General features: G+C 61.0%; 19 protein-coding genes. 12 read left to right on the top strand and 7 right to left on the bottom strand.

Annotation, left to right across the window (positions count from 1 at the left end; genetic code table 11):
* Positions 1-305: 305 nt before the first annotated feature.
* Both NKJ28_RS29105 and NKJ28_RS29100 read right to left on the bottom strand, forming a co-directional pair.
* Positions 306-488 (bottom strand): YdhR family protein, encoded by a 183-nt coding sequence (locus NKJ28_RS29105; protein ID WP_352638026.1) that lies wholly within the window; start codon positions 486-488, stop codon positions 306-308.
* 64 nt (positions 489-552) lie between these two features.
* Entirely contained in the window at positions 553-1,431 is an 879-nt protein-coding gene (locus NKJ28_RS29100; RefSeq protein ID WP_352638024.1) for a GNAT family N-acetyltransferase, read from the bottom strand.
* A 242-nt stretch (positions 1,432-1,673) separates the two neighbouring features.
* Between NKJ28_RS29100 and argE the strand changes: the two genes are divergently transcribed.
* The 5 genes from argE (at position 1,674) to NKJ28_RS29075 (ending at position 6,818) form a co-directional block, all read left to right on the top strand.
* On the top strand, positions 1,674-2,798 hold the full coding sequence (gene argE, locus NKJ28_RS29095) for an acetylornithine deacetylase (RefSeq protein ID WP_352638022.1): 1,125 nt from the start codon (positions 1,674-1,676) through the stop codon (positions 2,796-2,798).
* A 16-nt stretch (positions 2,799-2,814) separates the two neighbouring features.
* Positions 2,815-3,738, top strand: a complete 924-nt coding sequence (locus tag NKJ28_RS29090; protein ID WP_352638020.1) for a 2-hydroxyacid dehydrogenase — start codon at positions 2,815-2,817, stop codon at positions 3,736-3,738.
* A gap of 14 nt (positions 3,739-3,752) precedes the next feature.
* Complete coding sequence (locus NKJ28_RS29085; protein WP_023678793.1) at positions 3,753-4,109, top strand: cupin domain-containing protein; 357 nt, start codon at positions 3,753-3,755, stop codon at positions 4,107-4,109.
* Positions 4,110-4,280: 171 nt separating this feature from the next.
* The gene (locus tag NKJ28_RS29080; RefSeq protein WP_352638018.1) at positions 4,281-5,324 is read left to right on the top strand and encodes a tartrate dehydrogenase; all 1,044 of its coding nucleotides are present in this window, start codon (positions 4,281-4,283) and stop codon (positions 5,322-5,324) included.
* A gap of 18 nt (positions 5,325-5,342) precedes the next feature.
* Positions 5,343-6,818, top strand: a complete 1,476-nt coding sequence (locus NKJ28_RS29075) for an NAD-dependent succinate-semialdehyde dehydrogenase (protein WP_352593977.1) — start codon at positions 5,343-5,345, stop codon at positions 6,816-6,818.
* 154 nt (positions 6,819-6,972) lie between these two features.
* Here NKJ28_RS29075 and NKJ28_RS29070 read toward each other — a convergent pair whose 3' ends face one another.
* On the bottom strand, positions 6,973-7,662 hold the full coding sequence (locus NKJ28_RS29070) for a haloacid dehalogenase type II (protein ID WP_352593978.1): 690 nt from the start codon (positions 7,660-7,662) through the stop codon (positions 6,973-6,975).
* A 429-nt stretch (positions 7,663-8,091) separates the two neighbouring features.
* Here NKJ28_RS29070 and NKJ28_RS29065 point away from each other — a divergent pair, with 429 nt between their 5' ends.
* Positions 8,092-9,468, top strand: a complete 1,377-nt coding sequence (locus NKJ28_RS29065; RefSeq protein WP_352638017.1) for an aspartate aminotransferase family protein — start codon at positions 8,092-8,094, stop codon at positions 9,466-9,468.
* A gap of 305 nt (positions 9,469-9,773) precedes the next feature.
* Here NKJ28_RS29065 and NKJ28_RS29060 read toward each other — a convergent pair whose 3' ends face one another.
* The 3 genes from NKJ28_RS29060 to NKJ28_RS29050 form a co-directional block, all read right to left on the bottom strand.
* Complete coding sequence (locus tag NKJ28_RS29060; RefSeq protein WP_023678802.1) at positions 9,774-10,250, bottom strand: Lrp/AsnC family transcriptional regulator; 477 nt, start codon at positions 10,248-10,250, stop codon at positions 9,774-9,776.
* Positions 10,251-10,260: 10 nt separating this feature from the next.
* Positions 10,261-11,334 (bottom strand): tartrate dehydrogenase, encoded by a 1,074-nt coding sequence (locus NKJ28_RS29055; protein WP_352638016.1) that lies wholly within the window; start codon positions 11,332-11,334, stop codon positions 10,261-10,263.
* Between the two features lie 84 nt (positions 11,335-11,418).
* Positions 11,419-12,744, bottom strand: a complete 1,326-nt coding sequence (locus NKJ28_RS29050) for an NAD(P)/FAD-dependent oxidoreductase (protein ID WP_352638014.1) — start codon at positions 12,742-12,744, stop codon at positions 11,419-11,421.
* Between the two features lie 197 nt (positions 12,745-12,941).
* Between NKJ28_RS29050 and NKJ28_RS29045 the strand changes: the two genes are divergently transcribed.
* From NKJ28_RS29045 to NKJ28_RS29020, 6 genes are all read left to right on the top strand, one after another.
* Complete coding sequence (locus NKJ28_RS29045) at positions 12,942-13,085, top strand: hypothetical protein (protein WP_352638012.1); 144 nt, start codon at positions 12,942-12,944, stop codon at positions 13,083-13,085.
* Between the two features lie 434 nt (positions 13,086-13,519).
* Positions 13,520-15,184, top strand: coding sequence for an ABC transporter ATP-binding protein (locus tag NKJ28_RS29040; protein ID WP_352638034.1), 1,665 nt, complete (start codon positions 13,520-13,522; stop codon positions 15,182-15,184).
* Positions 15,185-15,207: 23 nt separating this feature from the next.
* Positions 15,208-16,878 (top strand): peptide ABC transporter substrate-binding protein, encoded by a 1,671-nt coding sequence (locus NKJ28_RS29035; protein ID WP_352638011.1) that lies wholly within the window; start codon positions 15,208-15,210, stop codon positions 16,876-16,878.
* Positions 16,879-16,962: 84 nt separating this feature from the next.
* A complete protein-coding gene (locus NKJ28_RS29030) occupies positions 16,963-17,913 on the top strand; it encodes an ABC transporter permease (RefSeq protein WP_023678808.1) in 951 nt (316 codons plus the stop codon).
* A 32-nt stretch (positions 17,914-17,945) separates the two neighbouring features.
* On the top strand, positions 17,946-18,824 hold the full coding sequence (locus NKJ28_RS29025) for an ABC transporter permease (protein ID WP_352638010.1): 879 nt from the start codon (positions 17,946-17,948) through the stop codon (positions 18,822-18,824).
* A gap of 30 nt (positions 18,825-18,854) precedes the next feature.
* Entirely contained in the window at positions 18,855-20,186 is a 1,332-nt protein-coding gene (locus NKJ28_RS29020) for an NAD(P)/FAD-dependent oxidoreductase (RefSeq protein ID WP_502899112.1), read from the top strand.
* A gap of 146 nt (positions 20,187-20,332) precedes the next feature.
* Here the strand turns inward: NKJ28_RS29020 and NKJ28_RS29015 are convergent, their stop codons facing one another.
* The gene (locus NKJ28_RS29015) at positions 20,333-21,271 is read right to left on the bottom strand and encodes an ornithine cyclodeaminase family protein (RefSeq protein WP_352638033.1); all 939 of its coding nucleotides are present in this window, start codon (positions 21,269-21,271) and stop codon (positions 20,333-20,335) included.
* Positions 21,272-21,316: the final 45 nt, after the last annotated feature.

Genomic DNA, 21,316 nt, shown 5'->3' with positions numbered 1-21,316 from the left:
AACCAACATCGGTGTGACGAACAGCTTAGGTGTGATGAACAGCTCAGAAGACGCTTGACTTCAAATGGCCGAATAGAGAAGTCCCAGCATTTGCCGGAGGGGATCTAGGGTGAATCGTTGGGGTGTTATTTCCATTAGGAACTGCCCCGGCAGTTTCCACTGAGGCCTGCCTCGCCTACTGGCAAATCAGCAGCCCTGATGTTTGTCGACTCTCAGGGGTGGACGCGAGACCAACGGAACGATACGGGAAGATTTCTGATTTTGGCCCACGAAAAAGCCAATGGAATCAATGCCGTTGTATCGGCTCATCGTCCACGCGTGGCCATCGACAGCGGTTCGTTGACAGCGTACGAGCGAACGCCGATGTCGGCGATACCGAAACATTTCAGGTGCGCGGAATGTTTCTCGGTATACGCTTGCGCGTGCTCGACGCTGTCGAACAAATAGACCCCGCCCGCGACATCTCGATCGGGCGCCTCGGTCCACACTTCCAGATCAGCCCGGGCTCATTGCTTCTCTGACGGCTGGTTGAAGGCGACAGTATGCTTGCATTCAGCTCAAGGCGTGGCCGGCCAATCCATAGACCCAAGGCCCATTGTCTTGCCGGTTCAGGAAGCGGCGCCCTTTGGACATGGTCGTAACGGTCTCGGCAATGCCGAGGCCGCACTGCTGGAGAAACGCGGCAAACACGCCATCCTTCTCGCGGGTGTCGACGCGGGCGAATCGTCCTGCCAGTTCCTTCAGATGCACGGCTGTAAGATGGACTGCGTCGAGATCGTTTCGCGCGACCATGGGGCCGATCACGTGACCACGCCCGAACTCGCGACACATGGAATAGCCGACGATTTCGCCGCCGCGGCTCAAAGTGCAGATTGAGGCATCCGCTGCGAGCAACGCGAGCAGCCTCTCGCGGTTTATCCCTAACGCGCGCGTATCCAGCGGCGTGATGTCCTTAAGCCTGTCGCTCGACAGCGCCTCCAATTCACCGTTCAAGGCCGGCATAGCCGGGAGTGTTTGTGGGACCTCCCCCTGGCGCTGGTATACGATCGCCTCGGTCGTGAAGCCGAGTGAAACGTAGAGGGGGTAGGCAGCATGGGTCGCGTTGAGCGCCAAATTGCGATCGCCGCACTGCTCAAGGACTAGGTCCATGAGCCATCGGCCGCCTCCTTGCGCTTGTGTGCGTGGCGTTGTGATCACCAGGCCAATGGTGGCAAAGTCGTCCCCTTGGGGAAACCACATCGCGCTCCCGAAAACGCGTCCAATACCATCAACGGCAACAATGCCGCGTCCGGCACGGCGCAGAAAGTCCCAATCCTTCGGCCGGTGAGGCCAGCGGACTGAGATCGACAGCGCGTGCAGTAGCTTGACGTCGACATCATCAATGTCCCGCGCGACCAGTTCGAAGGATTTCAGGCGTACTGATCTCTGCATCTCAATCGATCCGCTCCTTCAACGAATGCGCAACGCACGCGGTGTTGATCCTGTCATCGATCGTCATGTCGCGACATACCTCTTTCGCCGCAGCATTATACGGGAAAGCCAGCAGGTTTCGCTGGTTCGAGGTGCTTTTTCGCAATCTTCGGCCAAAGCACGACGCAATTCGGCAGGGAACACTGCTGCCTGCGGATAGGCTGGTTGCACCCGGTGATAGTGTGCAAGCAGAGCGGACCGCCATGAACGTGGAAGAAATCCTCGCGACCCTGGTTGCATTTCCCTCTGTTGTGGGCACGCCAAACGGCGCGATCGTCGATTGGATCCGCGACTACTGTCAGGCAGCCGGAGCCGAGGTGACGGTTCTCCCCGGTCCCGAGGGCGACCGGTCCAACCTTTTCCTCACGATCGGCCCGCGCCAGGGTCGGGGCTACATCATCTCCGGGCATATGGATGTCGTCCCGGCCGGCGAGCCGGAATGGAGCTCGGACCCGTTCGTTCTGCGCCGCGAGGGCGGCAGGCTTTACGGCCGCGGCACCTCCGACATGAAGGGCTTCCTCGCCTGCGCATTGGCGGCGCTCCCAGGACTTGCGGCGATGAACCTGCGGCAGCCAGTTCATCTCGCATTCTCATATGACGAAGAGGCGGGGTGCCGTGGTGTGCCGCATCTCCTAGCCGCGTTGCCGAGGTTATGCGAGAGGCCGCTTGGCGCGATTGTCGGCGAGCCGAGCCGGATGCAGCCCGTGCGCGCGCACAAGGGGAAGGCTGCCGCGCGGCTCGAGGTGATCGGGCGATCCGGCCATTCCTCACGCCCCGATCTCGGACTCAACGCCGTGCACGCCATGGCCGGCGTCATCGCGCACGCCGTGGCCTACGGCCAATCCCTCGCCGACGGGCCGCTCGATCAAAATTTCGAGCCCCCGTATTCTTCCTTGCAGGTGGGCGTCATCGCCGGTGGACAGGCGGTCAACATCATCGCTGGCCACTGCACAGCCGATATCGAGGCGCGCGCCGTGCCCGGCGTTTCTCCAGCCTCCCTGCTTGAGCCGGTCAAGGCCCGGCTTTTCGCTCTGCGAGACAGCGGCTTCGATGTGGCGTGGCATGAGTTGAGCACCTATCCCGCCCTTGCGCCCGGCAACGGGAGCGAGCTAGCGGCCGTTCTGACGGAGCTGACGGGGCAGGAGCCGCTGACAGCTGTGAGTTACGGCACGGAGGCCGGACTTTATCAGCAGGCCGGCATCGATGCGGTCGTTTGCGGACCCGGCGACATCGACCGTGCCCATCGTCCCGACGAATATATCGAGATTGGTGAACTCGCCGCTTGCCGGAAGATGATCGAGGGGCTCGGCGCGCGTCTTGCGGCCTGAAGGAAGGGCGGTCACCATGGCGTTTCTTTTCAATTCCGATGCGGCGCGTGCTGCGGTCTTCCGCGAGATCTTTGCGCGCCAGCTCCCAGATCTGGAATTCGTCCATTCCGGGGACGAGATGGAGCCGGAGAAGGTGCGCTATCTCATCACCTGGACGGTGCCGGACGAGATCTCGCGCTACCGCAATCTGGAAGTGCTGTTTTGCATCGGCGCGGGCGTCGACCAGTTCAAGCAGGACGTGGTGCCAAGCCATGTGAAGCTTGTGCGCATGGTCGAGGACGGCATCATACGCATGATGCAGGAATACGTCGCGCTCGGCGTGTTGACTCTCCACCGCGAGATGCCCGCCTATCTTGAGCAGCAGAAAAGATGCCTCTGGCAACCGATTGCCGCTCGACAGGCGGCCGAACGCCGGGTTGGCTTCCTCGGCCTTGGCATGCTGGCCCAGGCGGCTATCGAGCGCTTGAAGCCCTTCCAGTTTCCGCTTGCCGGGTGGGCCCGCAGCGAAAAGCGGATAGAGGACGTCGCCTGTTTTCACGGCACGGACCAACTCGCGGGCTTTTTGAAGCAAACGGATATTCTCGTCTGCCTGCTTCCGCTCACGGAACAAACGCACGGCATGCTCGATGCAGAGTTCTTCGACTTACTGCCCGTCGGGGCGCAGCTGCTGCATGTCGGCAGGGGTCCGCAACTGGACCAGGCCGCGCTGATCAACGCGCTCGACACCGGTCACGTATTTGCGGCGATGCTTGATGTCACCGATCCAGAACCGCTCCCGGAAGACCATCCGCTGTGGTCGCATCCGAAGGTGATGATAACGCCGCACATCGCCTCGGTGACGCAACCGCATACGGCGGCACAATCCGTCGTTGACAACATCCGGCGCCACCGCGCCGGAGAAGAACTGATCGGCCTCGTCGATCGGACACTCGGCTACTAACCAGGAAACATCACATGTCACTTCTGATCACGATCGACACAGTTCCAGACTTCGCGCCGAAGGAGGCACTACCGGCTCCGGAGCGGCTCATTTCCGGCAATCCATCCTTCAAGACCTGGGCGCAGGATGCCTCGAAGGGAGAAAAGGTGCTCACCGGTGTCTGGGAGGCGACGCCCGGCGAGACGCATTCGATCAAGGGCACGATCTACGAGTTCTGCCACATCGTTTCGGGTCTCGTCGAAATCGAGGAGAAGGGCGGTGAGACCAAGACCTACCGCGCCGGCGACAGTTTCGTGATGAAGCCCGGTTTCGTCGGCGTCTGGCGCACTATCGAGACCGTGCGCAAAATCTACGTCTGCGTTTATGACTGAGTTCAGTGCTCAAGGTCCGGCCGAATAGCGCGCGGCGGTTCCAGAACAATCGGCTTTCCAGGTTCCGCCTGACGCGATTCGACGCCGTCGGAGAGCTCAACCTCGACGGAAAATGCGGCGGGCGGTCGACTACTGTTCCGGTGACGCCAGTGCGAATGAGGACCTCCATCAATGAAGACCTACAAGATAGCGCTGATCCCCGGCGACGGCATCGGCAAGGACGTGACGCAGGCGGCATGGCAGGTGCTGCAGGCGGCGGCTAAGCAGGGCGGTTTCGCCCTTGATGACACAAGATTCCCGTGGTCGTGCGCCTACTACCTGGAGACCGGTGCAATGATGCCGTCAGACGGCATCGAGACACTTCGAAAATTCGATGCGATCTATCTCGGCGCTGTGGGCTGGTCCGCGGAAGTGCCCGACTCAGTATCGCTTCACGGACTGCTCCTGCCGATCCGGAAAGGGTTCACGCAGTACGCCAACATACGACCGCACCGGCTGTTGCCGGGCGTTCAGGGGCCCCTCCGCTCCGATGGTTTCGATATCCTGTGCATCCGCGAGAATACGGAAGGCGAATATTCCGGCGCCGGTGGGCGCGTTCATTCCGGCACGGCCGATGAGGTCGCGGTAGAGACCGCGATTTTCACGCGTACGGGTGTCGAACGGATCATCCGTTTCGGTTTCGAACAGGCGCGGGCGCGTCGCAGGAAGCTCGCATCTGTCACCAAATCCAACGCGCAAAAACACTCCATGGTTTTCTGGGATGAGGTCACGCGCGAGGTGGCGAAAGACTATGCCGATGTGGAGGTCTCGCACTACCACATCGACGCCATTGCCGCCCGTCTGGTCCTGGCGCCGGAAAGCCTCGACGTAATCGTCGCATCGAACCTTTTCGGCGACATCCTCACGGATATTGGAGCGGCCATTCAGGGCGGGCTGGGTTACGCCGCCTCCGCCAATATCAATCCCGATCGCAGCGCGCCTTCCATGTTCGAGCCGGTCCATGGTTCGGCGCCCGACATCGCGCATCTCGGTGTCGCCAATCCGATCGCCGCGATCTGGTCCGGTGCGATGATGCTCGAGCATCTGGGTGAGGGGCAGACTGCGGCCGAAGTGATGTCGGCAATCGAGTCCGCAACCGCGCGAGGGATTGGCACGATCGCAGGCAAGGACAGGACTGAAACAATCACGCAGGCCGTGCTGGCAGGATTGATCTGAAAAAGCAGAGGAAAGACCATGAATGCGATGACGAAGATTGGCATGTTCAACGATTCCGACCTTTTCCGCCAGCAGGCGCTGATTGGCGGTGTCTGGCGGGATGGCGAAACGAAGGGCGTGGTCGATGTCATTGACCCTGCCAGCCAAAGTGTTCTCGGCACCGTTCCCGCAATGGGGGAGAACGAGACGAGAGCCGCAATCGGCGCCGCGGCTGAGGCCTTCAAAAGCTGGAAGAAGAAGACCCATGCCGAGCGTGCAGGACTTCTGGAGCGCTGGCACGACCTCATTCGTCAGCACGAACAGGATCTCGCGCTCCTGCTTACGCTGGAACAGGGCAAGCCGCTTGCCGAGGCGGTGGATGAAATCCGCTACGGCGCATCTTTTGTGAAATGGTTTGCGGAGGAGGCGCGCCGGATCGGTGGCTCGACCATTCCGTCACCCACGGCCGATCGCCGCATTCTGGTGCTGAAAGAACCTGTCGGCGTCTGCGCCATCATCACGCCGTGGAATTTTCCCAACGCGATGATCGCACGCAAAGTGGCACCGGCGCTGGCCGCAGGTTGTACGGTTGTCATCAAGCCGTCGGAATTTACGCCATTCTCGGCGCTGGCGCTCGGCGTTCTGGCGGAACGGGCAGGTATCCCTGCCGGCGTGATCAATATTGTAACCGGCATGCCCATCGAAATCGGCAACGAACTGATGGCCAACGAGACGGTGCGCAAGATCTCGTTCACCGGTTCGACCCGCGTCGGTGCGCTACTCATGCGTGGCGCGGCCGATAGCATCAAGCGGCTGAGCCTGGAGCTTGGCGGCAACGCACCCTTTATCGTCTTTGACGACGCCGATCTGGATAAGGCAGTTGAAGGGGTGATCGCATCCAAGTTCCGCAATGGCGGTCAAACCTGCGTCTGCGCGAACCGGATTCTCGTGCAGGAAGGCGTTTACGATGCTTTCGCCGAAAAGCTGAGCCAGCGCGTCACGCGGATGAAGGTTGGCGCAGGGACCGACGAGGGCACTGAGATCGGCCCGATGATCAACGCGGCCGCGATCGACAAGATCGAGCGTCACATCGCGGATGCACGGGCGAAAGGTGCGCAGATCATCGCCCAAAGCGAGACGATGCCGGAGGGTAAGCAATATGCACGGCCCGTCGTGCTGGGAGAAGCTACTACGGGGATGCTCCTGGCATCGGAAGAGACGTTCGGTCCGGTGGCGCCGCTTTTTCGCTTCGAGACGGAGGAAGAGGCCATCGCCATTGCGAACGGTACGCCGTTCGGCCTTGCCGCCTACTTCTACACCGACAACCTCAAGCGCTCATGGCGTGTTGCCGAGGCGCTGGAGTTCGGTATGGTCGGGCTCAACACGGGCATGATCTCGACCGAGGTTGCGCCTTTCGGCGGTGTCAAGCAGTCGGGAGTGGGGCGCGAAGGATCGCAGCTCGGCATCGAGGAATATCTCGAGGTCAAGGCGCTTCATGTTGGCGGGCTTAACTAGTTATCTTGCACGCAGGTGGAAACACTTGCAGCCCTAAAGCGTTGGAACCACAAGAAAGGGGCGGTGAAAACCGCCCCTTTCTCTATTGCGACCAGTGAGCATTAACGTTTTGGGAGCGCCTCAGTCTGGTGTGACTGCGCCAGCAAACAGACGTTCAGGCGAATTCCCGAACGGGCTCCAGTCCGACGGCGCCGGCCAGACCGCCGATATCCTTGATTTCGGTATATTCGTAGAAGGGGTTCGCAGGCTCGTGGCCGCGGTTCACCCAGACCTTGCTCTTGATACCGAGATCATAGGCGGTCATGAGATCGTAGCGAAATGAGGACGACACGTGCGTAATGTCCTCCGGGCCGCAGCCTAGTTTGTCGAACATATATTCGAAGCCCTTCATCTGCGGCTTGTAGGCGCCCGTCTCTTCGGCCGTGATGACCATGTGAAAGGGCGCGCCGAGTTTCTCCACGTTCGACATGATCAGGCTCTTCATGGAGTTCGACAGGATCACCAGCGGAATCTCCTTGGCCACCTTGGCCAGGCCCACCGGGACATCCGGGTGCGGACCCCATGTCGGCACTTCCGCATAGATGCGCTGGGCATCCTCGGGCCGGAATGCGACGCCGTTGCGCTTGCAGGTCCGTTCCACGGCACTGTGCACGACCTCGACATAGGGCTTCCAGGCGCCAAGGACCTCATCGAGGCGACAGGCCGAGAAATCCTTGATGAACTGCGCCATCCCAGCTGGGGAGAGCTGCGCGCCGTATATGCGTCTCGCCGCGCCGGCCATGTCGAAGTTGGTCAGCGTGCCATAGCAGTCGAAGGTGATGTATTTCGGTCTGAACTGGGTCATGGGCGTCGATCCTTCCGATCCTGTCGGCACTGCGTGCCTTTTACAGCAAGGATCATAATGAGGACCGGAGAAGGCTAGTCGCCGCATTCGATGCGCCCTGAAGCAGATTGTTTTGTATTGGGTGAGAGCTTTGGCAGAGAGTTGCGCCTGAGTTCGTTTCGGGCTTCGGCGGGAGCGCGATCCTTCAGCCGTGCGTCGGCATAAAATGCGGCGCCGGCGGCAAAGCAAAGTCAAAACGCCTATCGCTCAGGTTCTGGTCGGGAAGAACTGCTGTCCGCAGCAGCCTATCTTGGGCCTAGAGAATTCAGGCCCGGAATGAACCATGACCGCGCAGCAGATCACGCTGGAAAACGAGCTGAAGCACGAAACCACACCACACCGGACTTAATGCTCTCGTAAGTCAGGCACTGCGCTGAATCGGAGGAAGAAATGCTGGCAAACTCACTGATCGAACTCGATCGCGCACATCTGGTTCACCCGTTTTCATGCTATCGGGGCCACGAGGACACGGGCGTGCGGGTGCTCAAATCCGCCAAAGGCGCAACCGTGACCGATGCAAGCGGGAAAACCCTGCTGGACGGATTCGCCGGTCTATGGTGTGTCAACATCGGATACGGCCAGGAAAGCGTCGTTGAAGCAGCCGCAAAGCAGCTAAGAGAGCTTCCCTATGCGACGGGATATTTCGGGCTGGGATCCGAGCCTGCCATTCGCCTTGCCGCCAGGCTTGCCGAACTGGCGCCCGGCGATTTGAACCATGTCTATTTCACGCTTGGCGGCTCCGACGCAGTCGACAGTACGATCCGCTTTATTCGCTATTACTACCATGCCAAGGGTACGCCGCAAAAAGACCAGTTCATCTCGGTTGAGTATGGCTACCATGGATCCTCGACGGCAGGGTCAGGTCTGACAGCGATCGCGGCTTTCCATGCTGGTTTCGGTGTGCCATACGACTGGCAGCACAAGATTCCCTCGCACTACGCCTATCGCAATCCGGTCGGTTCTGACCCGCAGTCGATCATCGATGCATCGGTCGCGGCCCTGCGGGCCAAAATCGCGGAACTCGGCGCCGGCCGGGTTGCAGCTTTCTACGCCGAACCCATCCAGGGTTCGGGCGGTGTCCTCGTTCCACCGACAGGTTGGCTGAAGGCTCTGCACGCCGTGTGCAAGGAACACGACATTCTGTTCGTTGCCGACGAAGTTATCACTGCCTTTGGCCGTACCGGCCCGCTCTTCGCGTGTGAGGAAGACGACGTCGTGCCGGATTTCATAACCACAGCGAAGGGACTGACCTCGGGCTACGTGCCGATGGGCGCCGTCTTCATGTCGGACCACGTGTACAATACGATCGCGGACGGAGCCGGCAAAGCGGCCGTCGGCCATGGCTATACTTATTCGGCCCATCCCGTGAGCGCGGCAGTTGGGCTCGAATGCCTGCGTCTCTATGAAGATGGCTTGCTCGAGAATGGGCGCAAGGCCGGGAAGCGCCTGATGCAAGGCCTTCGCTCGCTCGCCGACCACCCGCTGGTTGGCGACATCCGCGGTCGCGGTATGCTGGCAGCAATCGAGTTGGTCACCGACAAGGAGCGCAAAACGCCGCTGCCGGCGGCGGCCGATCCGGGGCGCCGCATCTTCGAGCGCGCGTGGGCGAACGGCCTTGTCATCCGCGCCTTCAACAGCGGCATCCTCGGCTTTGCGCCGCCGCTCTGCTGCACCGAGGACGATATTGATGGAATCCTCGAACGTACCCGAATGACGCTGGATCAAACGCTCGAAGACAAGGACGTGCGGTCAGCGATGCAGGGATGATCATTGGCATCGCCGAAGCGACCTCGGTCAATGCGGTAGACGCCTAATGCATGTCGCGCAAAAGTGTGCAGCGGTTTTGCGATAACGACATGCATCAAAACAAGAACCTAAAGCGCGTCGCATGAGGCCGGTCGAACGCGACGCGCTTTAGCGGCCCCGAAACAAATCCTCAGGTGATGCCGCCGTCTGCCAAGTGCCAAGCATTTGCCGGTATGTGGAATCGCATGCCGTTGCACAAGCGCAGCGAAAACAGCAAGAGGGAATGCTGGCGCGCGGCTCTCCAGGGCCAAGACTGCGGAGCAGCTTCATTTGTCGAAAATGATGTCGAGAGGCAAATGGGATTTCACGATCGGTGACTTCAGCACGACGAAGCTGAAATATTTGTCGATTCCGATATCCAATTCGATCATCCGCTCCATGATTGTCTGGTACTCGCTGATGCCCGCTGTGACAAACTTCACAAGATAGTCGTAGCCGCCTGAAACCAGATGGCATTCGATGACAGAATCGACTTTCTGAATAGCGGTGAGAAATCTCGCGAAGTCGTTCTGTTGATGGTGCTTGAGCGTGACTTCGGTGAAGATCGTTAGAGTCTGTCCGAGCTTGGACACATCGATCTGGGCGGAATAGCCGGTGATGAAGCCTTCCGCCTGAAGCTTCTTCACCCGCATCAGGCAAGGGCTCGGCGAAAGGTTGACCAGGTCGGCAAGCTCGACATTCGTGACCCGCCCGTTCTTTTGCAGTTGGGATAAGATCTTGATGTCGATCCTGTCGAGCTTCATTGGAAACCTGTCAGACGTTCGAACCGCGGATCGCCCGACAGACGGCGTCCGTCACCTCCTGCGTGGTCGCTGTCCCTCCTACGTCCGGCGTCAGCACGCCTTCACTCGTCACCGCTTCCACAGCGCTCATCAACCGCACGGCCGCTGCGCTCTCGCCCAGATGTTCGAGCATCTGGGCAGCGGTCCAGAAGGAGGCGACCGGGTTGGCAATACCTTTGCCGGCGATGTCGAATGCCGAGCCGTGAATTGGCTCGAACATCGAGGGATAGCGCCGCTCGGGATCAATGTTGGCGGTCGGTGCAACGCCGAGACTGCCCGCGAGCGCGCCTGCAAGGTCCGACAATATGTCGGCGTGAAGATTGGTGGCGACGATCGTATCGAGGCTCCGAGGTTTCAACGTCATACGCACTGTCATAGCATCGACTAGCATCTTGTCCCACGCGACGTCCGGGAATTCCCGCGCCACCTCGGCTGCGATTTCGTCCCACATTACCATGCCGTGACGCTGCGCGTTGGATTTCGTAACAACTGTCAGGAGCTTTCGTGGCCGTGACTGCGCCAGCCGGAATGCATAGCGCATGATGCGGGTGACGCCGACGCGCGTGAAGATCGCGACCTCGGTTCCGACCTCCTCGGGGAGTCCGCGATGGGCGCGGCCGCCGTGGCCCGAATACTCACCCTCGGAATTCTCCCGCACGATCACCCAATCCAGATCGCCAGGGCCAACGCCCGCCAGCGGCGAAACAATCCCGGGCAATATTCTTGTCGGCCGCACGTTGGCGTATTGATCAAAGCCTTGGCAAATCGGCAGCCGGAGGCCCCAGAGCGTGATATCGTCGGGCAGGTCGGGAGCGCCGACCGCGCCAAAGAAGATGGCGTCGAAGCGCTTCAGTTGCGCCACCCCATCTTCGGGCATCATCCGACCATGGGCCTTGTAATAGTCTGAGCCCCAGTCGAAGTGCTGGACGCGGAGCTTGAAGTCGCCGCAGCGCTGCTGCAGCGCCTCAAGCGCCTGGAGACCTGCGGCAATCACCTCCGGGCCGATCCCGTCGGCCGGAATGGCGGCAATCTCATATTCGCGCATCGTCACTTCCCTGTTTTTTGGTGCTGGCCGCCTCGTGACCTCAATCTCGTGTGCGATCGATTGTATGTTGGCAAGACGGTCTTCTCAGAATTCAGCGACCTTGCCCCACGCAGCAGTCTTCAGGCGCTCGGGCCTATAAGGACGCGGATCGACGATAGGCTCGCTGCCTGTAATGATGTCGGCGATCATATGCCCCGCGCCGGGGCCAATCCCGAAGCCGTGACCGCTGAATCCCGCCGCCAGGATGAAGCCCGGAATCCCCTCCACTTCGCCGACTGCGGGAATGCCATCGGGTGTACTGTCGATATAACCCGCCCACACATCGGAGATCGCGACGCGTTGGAGTTCGGGGATCAATTCGCAGGCTCTTCGATATGTCAGCCGAATCTGTCCCATGTCGGGCTTAGGGTCGAGAATGCGGTTCCGTTCCATTGGCGTGATGTCGTCGAGGGCCCATTTGCGCAGGCTTTCATGGCCTTGACGCCAGCCCTCTAAGGCGCCCGGGGCGATATTGCGCCAGCGGCGGGCGAACATAGGTACAAACTCGCGGCCGAACCTGAACTGCTGCGGCGTTGGATCGACACGCGCCCGCCCGCTGATCGCCAGCGCGTATCCACCGTTGCTGCGCCGCGTCAGAGAGACGCGCGTGGTATGCAGGGCATCCGGCAGGCTGTTTGCACCGGGTGCCACGGCCAGAATGGACGAACGCACGGCAGCTTGCGGAAAACGAATACCGAGCTGATTGCAGAAGGATGAGGCCCAGGCGCCTCCGGCCATGACAACGGTCTTTGTCTGGATGGTGCCGGCTTCGGTCACCACAGCGCTCACCCGGCCGGCGCTCAGCTCCAGCCCGCGCGCCGCGCAATGCTGATGTACGGTGCCGCCCGTCGCCACAATGCCGCGCGCGGCAACCGGCACTGCCTTGGAAGGGTCCGCCGTTCCGTCAGTTGGCGAGAACACGCCACCTTTCCATTTGCGGCCCGTCGCTTTGCCCCGTTCGGTGGCTTCTTCCGCGCTCAGCATGTGCGTGGTGACCCCGACCGTTCTCGCAAAATCGCGCCACTTTGCCCAGCCTGCCAGCTCATTTTCGTCCTGTGAGAGATAGAGGAGACCGCAACGGCGAAATCCAGTATCCTCGCCAGTCTCCTGTGCCACCTTCTCCCAGAGGTCGAGGCTCTTGGTCGCCATCGGCAGCTCACGCGCATCGCGGTTCTGCTGGCGGCACCAGCCCCAGTTGCGGCTGGACTGCTCGGCCGCGATGCGCCCCTTCTCGACCAGGGCGACCTTGAGGCCGCGGCGCGCCAGATAGTATGCGCTGAACACGCCCACCACGCCGCCGCCGATGACGACGACGTCCGCCTCGCGAGGGAGGGAAGGGCTGCAGTCGATGTGCATGAGCGGCGCGGGCATGGATGGGACTCCGGTAATTTGAAGCATCCTAACCTGCCGCCCGCAAATGCAGGCTGCGGAGTTTGTGCCTGGACGGAATTTCCTGCGTTTAGCAGCCTCCAGGACAGGCAATTATTGCGCGAAAAGCTCGCTGCGAGCCAAGCAGGAGTACACTTCATGCAGTCGCTCATCTGCGGTATGGGCGGCACACGGCGCAGTTGTCGACCTTGATCGGCAGCGCCTTTGCCGACATTGCGATGGGCCGCACGGTCACCAATCCGCTCGGCGGCAGCCTGGACATGGTGCCGATGTACACCGGAAAGCCGTGGTCCTATTCCTCATGGGCGCGTATTGCCGGGTGAAGGATATGGTTGCTTGATCCCGGTTTCCGCGTCGAAACGGGAACAGAGTGAAATGCCGAACTGGATGTTCTTTTCAGAAGTTCCTGCCGCGCGAGGGCCAAGTTTCGAAGACTCTGCGGAAACAGAACAGTCAAACTGGCTGGAAGAACGGAGCAACCCTTCCTTATGGCAGGCAGGCTCCAGAGGACATTCGATAGGCAGGGCTTGCCCCTTCGGAGAGTTCTCCAAGAAAAAAAGGGAACAGGGTCCGGTACACGGACCGGATTTCATAAGGGAACCGCCAGGATGAGCAGAACCCGTCTCTCGCAGCCTCAGCGCGCGAAGCGCCGAGAAGGCCAGGCTACGGCCGCTACGGTGAGGCGCTTCTGCTCAAAGGGCGATGAAGCGGTCCGCAACAGGGTGGACGCGCTCGGTTGAAAGGGGAGGTGATCTCGATGGTCGCAAGCATCCAGGCTGTAGCCCCCCACGATGTGGCGCTTTCGGTGCGCGACCTCACGGTGAATTTGCCGCAAGGCATGGAACGGACCCATGCTGTCAAGGACATTTCCTTCGATCTGAAACGCGGCCAGATACTCTGCATCATAGGCGAGTCCGGATCGGGTAAGTCGGTCACGGCGAACGCGATCATGGGGCTACTGCCCAAGGTGATCCGCCTCTCATCGGGAATAATCCAGCTGGAGGGGATGAACATCATCGGCATGTCGCCCGACAAGCTGCGCAACCTGCGTGGACGGGTCGTGTCAATGATCTTTCAGGACCCGCTCTCGGCGCTCAATCCCCTGATGACGGTGGGCGCGCAGATTGACGAGGTCATGGCAGCGCATGGCTTCGGCACGCCACAAATCTGTCGAAAACGCGCTATCGGGCTGCTCACTGAAGTAGGCCTGCCAGATCCCGAACTCATGTATCACCAGTACCCTTTCCGGCTTTCGGGCGGGCAGCGGCAGCGCGTCATGATCGCCATGGCGTTGGCGCTCGAGCCGACGGTGCTGATTGCGGATGAACCAACCACCGCGCTCGACGTCACCACCCAGGCTCAGATCCTGCAACTGATCCGTGACATTCAGCGGCGGAAGGGCATGAGCGTGATGTTCATCACCCACGATTTCGGCGTGGTGGCCGAGATCGCCGACAGCGTCGTGGTGATGGAAAAGGGCAATGTCGTCGAACAGGGCAGCGCCGAACAGGTGCTGAAGTCGCCCAAGCACTCTTATACCCAGCGCCTGATTGCTGCCGTACCGCATTTGACCGGCGAAGATCGCCCTCGTCCGGAGGCTGCCAGCAAGGAGCCGATCCTGAAGGTTGAGGGTCTGGTGAAGACCTATCGCGGCGGCAGCGCGCTGTTCGGCGCGCAACGAGTTGTGACAGCGGTCAACGAGGTGTCGTTCGAACTGGCGCCCGGCCGCACGCTGGGGGTCGTAGGCGAGAGCGGTTCGGGAAAATCCTCGCTGGGCCGACTCCTGATCAAGCTGCTGGACAGTGACGGCGGCGGGATCTTGTTCGAGGGCTGTGACATAGCCAAGCTTTCCGAAGCGAAGTTCCGCCCGCTTCGACCGCGGATCCAGATGATCTTCCAGGATCCCTTCGCTTCTCTGAACCCACGCTCAACCGTCGGCCACATCATGACTGTAGGCCCGATGGCGCACGGGATGCCGTATATCCAAGCGCGCGATGAAGCGCGTGCGCTTCTGGCCCATGTCGGTCTCGATGCCGGCGCTTTTGGCCGCTACCCGCACGAGTTCTCGGGTGGGCAACGCCAGCGCATCGGCATCGCTCGTGCGCTGATGTTCAAGCCGAAGCTGTTGATTGCCGACGAGGCGGTCTCCGCACTAGACGTGTCGATCCAGGCGCAGATCCTGCAGCTTCTGGACCAGATCCAGCGCGAGACGGGCGTGTCGATGGTCTTCATCACGCACGACCTGCGCGTTGCCAGCCAGATCTGCGACGAAATCGCGGTGATGCAGAAGGGCCGGATCGTCGAGCGCGGACCGCCCTCGCAAATATTCCTGAACCCGCAAGCAGCCTACACGCGCCAACTGGTAGCGGCAATTCCAGGAGAGCGGCCGGGCAATGCCCGTCCAGTAGCAGCAAACGCATAAGAAATAACAAGAGAGGAACTACCATGACCAAAAATTCATCGACTACGTCCAACTACTCGAGGCGCGAAGCGTTGCGACTGATGGCGATAGGTGGGGTTGCAGGCCTCATCGCGCCCAATCTGTTGGGCAAGCCCGCCTTCGCCAAGACCCCTCCTGCAGGCCCGGCCGGTCGCGTCATCGTCGGCCTCTCCCAAGAGCCGACCGTGTTCAATCCGCTGATGGCGCATATCGAAGTCGATGACGCGGTCCATTTTTCGGTTTTCGACGCGCTGGTCCGCATGGATCCCCAAGGTGGCCTACATCCAAACCTCGCAGCCGAGGTGCCAAGCCAAAAGAACGGCGGCATTTCGGAGGACGGTCTCAACTGGCGCATCCGGTTGCGTGACAATGCCCGCTGGCACGACGGTGAGCCCTTCACGGCCGAGGACGTGAAATTCACCCTTGAACTCATCACGAACCCGAAGTTTCGCGCTTGGCGCACGAGCGGCCATTCGCTCGTGCAGGACATCACAGTGGTTTCGCCCACCGAGATCACATGGCGGATGAAGGAGGCTTTTGCGCCCTATCTTTCGTTCTTGGCCGAAACGTTCATCGTGCCCAAGCACATTCTGGAGAAAGAGGCCGATCCGAATACAGCCGCCTTCAACCAGGCGCCGGTCGGCACCGGCGCATTCAAATGGAGCCAGCGCGTCGCAGGTGATCACATCGAGCTCGTCGCCAATCCTGAGTACGCGGGCGAAGGCCCCTATGTCGAGCAGCTCATCTTCAAATACATCCCCGACATGACGGTGCTCTACACGCAATTCAAGAGCGGCGACGTGGACCTGGTCGATCAGTCGTACATCACCGCCGACCATTATACTGAAGCCCGCGAACTAGCAGACCGCGTGGTGACACTTGAGACCGGGTCATCCCTGGAGTCGATCTACCTCAATTTGGGCCGCCCGCAGTTCAAGGAGTTGGCAGTGCGCCAGGCGCTCTACGCCGCCTTGGACAGGAAAGCGATCGTCGACACGATCTATTACGGCGTGGGCACCCTCACCGAGACCTTCATGCCGAAGGAGTCCTACTACTACGACCCGAACCTGCCGGTTCAGGAGTTCAATCTGGACCGGGCGCGCCAAATCCTTGATGAGGCCGGCTGGGCGCCGGGGCAGGATGGAATCCGCGCCAAGGATGGGGTGCGACTGTCCTTCTCCAACTCGACAACTTCTGGCAACAACCTCCGCGAGCAGACGCAGCAGTTCCTGCAGCAGACGTTTGCCGAGATCGGCGTCGAGATGACGATCTCGAATTTGCCGGCTGCAGTTATGTGGGGCGAGTTCTGGCTGAAGTCGCAATTCGACACCGCCATGGTGGGCGTCACCTATCTGATTGCCGCGGACCCCGACGCCACAAACCGGCTCCATACGAAGGCAATCGCCGCTCAAGGCGGACACGGTTCGAACACCGGGCAATATTCCAACCCTGAGGTCGATGCCCTGCTCGAAAAGGGCGCTCGCAGCTTCGATCCGGAAGAACGACGCGGGATCTATAATCGCGTGCAGGAAGTGGTGCGCCATGATCTGCCCTTCCTGCCGCTGTTCGCGTACACAATCGTCCTCGGGCGCAAGAAGGGGTTGGACGGCTTCGAGCCCAACGCCAACACCCGCACCGCGTCGTGGGATGCCGCAGCCTGGCAGTGGAAGGCCTAATCCACGCAGTTGCCGCCGCCCCGCCGATTCCGCCGCGGCGGCGGCAACAGACTAAAATCATCAACCCACAATGGAGGGACTCGAATGCGCGGCTTCCTGCTAAATCGCCTCTCGCAGAGCCTGGTGCTGCTTGTGATCGTTTCGATCATCGGCTTCGGCATTCTGAACCTCCTTCCCGGCGGCCCGCTGGCGCAATTCGGGCTCGATCCCGGAATGACCCAGCAGGATATCGAGCGTCTCAAGGGGCTGCTGGGCCTCGATCGACCCATATGGATCCAATATCTGGACTGGGCATGGCGACTGGTGCGGGGCGACTGGGGTCACTCCTTCCGCGACGGAGCGCCGGTATTGGAGGTGATCGGCAGCCATCTCTTTGCCACGCTGCTGCTGATGGGGTCCTCAACCGCAATTGCGATCTCCATTGGCGCCTGGATTGGAATCCGAGGCGCCACGCGCCGCTACTCGCTGTTCGATTATCTTGCAACTGTCGGGGCGATGGTTGCGCTGTCGGTCCCCACCTTCTGGTTCGGACTCGTCGGCATCTACGTCTTTTCCCTCAAGTTGGGTTGGCTGCCTGCGGGTAATATGTCCGAGATCGGCGATGCCTCGATCCTGGGGTACCTCCACCATCTGATCCTGCCAAGTATCGTGCTGTCGCTGGTCCATGTCGCGATCTGGAGCCGCTACATGCGGACGGCCACTCTCGACGCCATTAGCCAGGACTTCGTCAAGACGGCTCGGGCCAAGGGGTTGAGTGAACGCCGGATTCTGATGAAGCATGTCGTCGGCAACGCACTTTTGCCGATGATTACCTTGGCCGGGATGCAGCTTCCCAGTGTCCTCACTGGCGCGCTCGTGACCGAAACCGTCTTTACCTGGCCAGGAATGGGACGGTTGTTCCTCGATAGCCTTGGTTACAGCGACTATCCGGTTGTGATGGGGCTGCTGATGTTCTCCGCCATCCTCGTTCTGCTTGGAAACCTGATCGCCGACATTGTCGTCGCTATTGTCGATCCGCGCATTCGTCTCGCTTGAGCGCGCAACTTCCCCGACAGGAGACAGCCGATATGACCGCTTTCACCGCAAATGCAGCTCCAAGCCGATGGAGAAACAACCGCGCGGCACGTCGTTTCATGCGTCATCGCTTGGCGCTGCTCGGGCTGGCGATGATCATCTTCCTGAGCCTCGCTTGCGTCCTCGGCCCCCATCTCCTGCCTTATGACTCACTGTATATCGATCTGCGGGCCCGCTTTGCCCCTCCGCTGACGGGCTACCACTTTCTAGGTACCGATCCGCTTGGCCGCGACGTGGCGGCAAGGCTTTTCATGGCGGGACGAATCTCGCTGCTGGTGGGTTTCTTTGCCATGGTTTTGTCGACACTCATCGGCACCCTGGTCGGCGTAATTGCCGGCTATCGCGGCGGCTGGGTCGGGGCCACGCTGATGCGCACGGTCGATGGATTCCTGTCATTCCCATCGATCTTTCTGCTGCTGGCGCTGGCTGCCGCACTGAAGCCCAGTCCTGTGATGATCACCGTCATTATCGCCCTCACCAGTTGGATGGAGGTTGCCCGCATAGTCGAAGCGGAAGTCCGCTCGTTACGCGAACGCGAGTTCGTCCTAGCCGGGCGAATGCTGGGATTGAGCGGCACCCACATCATGTTCCGCGAGATACTGCCCAACGCCATGGGGCCGATTATCGTCGCTTCCACCTTGACGGTCGCGCGCGCCATTCTCATGGAAGCCTACATCAGTTTCCTCGGCTACGGGATCCAGCCGCCACTGCCCAGCTGGGGCAACATGCTCAATGGCGCCCAGCAATATCTGGGCAGCGCACCTTGGCTGGCAATCATTCCCGGAGCTGCAATCACCATCGCGGTAACCAGTTTCAATTTCATCGGTGACGGGCTGCGTGATGCGCTCGACGTCCGAGACGACCACATCTGAAAGTTTCACCGACCGTAGATTACCCCTGCAATGCAGCGAGAAGTCAGCCACGTGCAAGAGCCTCATATCGCCGACAAGAACACACCCTACTGGTGGGAAGCAGCGCCCGTCATGCCGCGGCCGCGACAGCCGGTCGCAAAGAACCTTGACGTGGCAATTGTCGGCGCCGGTTATGCCGGGCTTTCGGCCGGGCTTGCGCTGGCGCGCGAAGGACGCTCGGTCGCAGCCTTTGATGCGATGAATCCGGGCGAGGGTGCTTCCACCCGCAACGGCGGGATTACGAGCGGGACCATCCGGCCGGACTATGCCACGATCACCCGGCGCTTCGGGGAAGAGAAGGCCATGGCGATCGAGGCCGAGGGCAAGGTCGCACGCGATTTCCTCTACGACTTCATCAAGACCGAAGGGCTCGACTGCGACTTCCGACTGGTTGGCCAATTCAAAGGCGCTTTCGGATATGAACAGTATGAGAAGATGGCGCGCGGCGCCGAGACGCTGGCGAAGAAACTGGGGATCGAGTCCTACGCGGTTCCGCATGCCGAGCAGCGAAATTATATCGGCACCGACTTCTACCGCGGCGGAACCGTTCGGATGGACATTGGCGGGCTGCACCCCGCAAAATTCCATGCTGAGCTCCTGCGGGTGGCGCTCGCATCCGGGTTGACGGTCCATTCGCATACAGTGGTTAAGTCGATCGAGAGGAACGGTTCGGGCTTCCGTGTCGCGACTTCGGCAGGGACGGTGGATGCACGGCAGGTTCTGGTCTGTACCAACGGCTATACCGACGGCGCCGCTCCCTTCCTGCGCCGCCGCCTCGTTCCGGTCCGCAGCCGGATCATCGTGACCGAAGAACTTGCGCCCGATATCATCGCGCGGCTGATGCCGAAGCTGATGACGATCTCCGAGAACCGGCAACTCGGTTTCTATTATCGTCCCTCGCCCGACGGAAAACGTATCCTGCTGGGGGGCCGTGACAGTTCCCGCGTCGGCGATCCGGCGGCGCCGAAACTTCTCCTTCGCAAGGGCCTGGTGAACCTTTTCCCGGAGTTGGAGAACGTGCGCCTTTCGCATTGCTGGTTCGGCAATGTGGCGATGAACCGAGACATGCTGCCCCGCATCTTCGAGAAGGACGGCGTGGTCTATGCAACTGGCTTCTGCGGTTCGGGCGTGGTCTGGGCGCCATGGATTGGCATGCGTGCGGCCCACAAGTTGATGGGGCATGGCGAGCAGTCGCGCACTGCGTTCGACTTTCGACCGCCTTCGGCCGTCCCGCTCTATCGTGGCAATCCGTGGTTCATGCCGGCGATTATCCAGGGCTATCGGTTGCAGGACCGTCTCGCCTTCTGGCGCGCCAGACGCTAGTCGCCGACATCGGGGGCGATCCGTGGTTCATGCGGGCAACCCTTTGGCGCGCCCGCCGCTGACACGACTGCAGGATCGCGCGGGGTCACCTTGTTGCCGGAGAGTGCCGAAAAATCCGTCGGGACTGGGGCCTGGTGCGAAACTGATCAGCGGTGGGACGCCTTTGCGCGGATCAGCGCGTCGGCCATGTAGAGGTCCTGCAGGGAGATGCCGGAACTGTCGAAGACCGTGATCTCATTGTCGAAGCGGCGGCCGAGCGCACGCCTTTCAATAACGTCGCCGATTGGTGTTACCGCGAGCACGCCGGCGTCGATTTCGTCGCGCACGTATTGGAACTCGCCGATCTGGACGGACTGGGAAAGCAGATCACAAAACAGACGTGCCTTGGGAAATAACTCGCTCGGCAATTCGCGTTTACCCCGAGCATCCGACCCGATGCTGACGATATGGGTTCCGGGTCCCACCCAAGCGGCATCGAACAGCGGTTCGCGTGCGGGTGTCGCCGTCACCACGATGTCGGCCGCGCGCACGGCTTCTTCCGGCAAGGCAGCGCACGCCTTCAGTCCCCTTTCGCCGATCTGATCGACAAAAGCGTCGCGCCGCGGCGAAGGCCGGGCCACGACCAGCACGGTTTCGACTGGGCGGATGCGTGCCAGCGCCATCACTTCGAAGCTCGCCTGGTTGCCGGCCCCGAAGATCGCCAGAACCTTGGCTTGCTTGCGCGCAAGAAGATCGGCCGCAACCGCGTCGGCGGCGGCCGTCCTGTAGGCGTTGACCTTCCCGGCCTCGACTACGGCGCCGAGCCGACCTGTGTGCTGATCGAGCAGCACGATGGTCGAGTTGTGGCGGGGAAGGCCACGTGCCGGGTTGCCCGACCAGAAGGAGCCAATTTTCACGCCGGTCAGCTCGCCCGACGAACCGGATTTGATTGAGAAGGTATTGGTCACCTCCTGTGTGCGCCCGAGAACAGCCGGAAAGACCCAGCTCTGCCGCGATGCTGCCGCCACGAGAGCCTCGCGCGCCGCCTCGAAAGCAAGTTCATGCGTGACGAGGGCGGCTGACTCCTCTTCGCTGATGTAGATCATCCAAAATTCCTCCTGGGCATCGCCGATCGGGCAACCACGAAGCGG

This window comes from Mesorhizobium sp. M0145 (assembly GCF_040322355.1).
Classification (GTDB): Bacteria; Pseudomonadota; Alphaproteobacteria; order Rhizobiales; family Rhizobiaceae; genus Mesorhizobium.
Note: the sequence above shows the minus strand (reverse complement) of the source record. Positions and strands in the feature narration are given on the sequence as shown.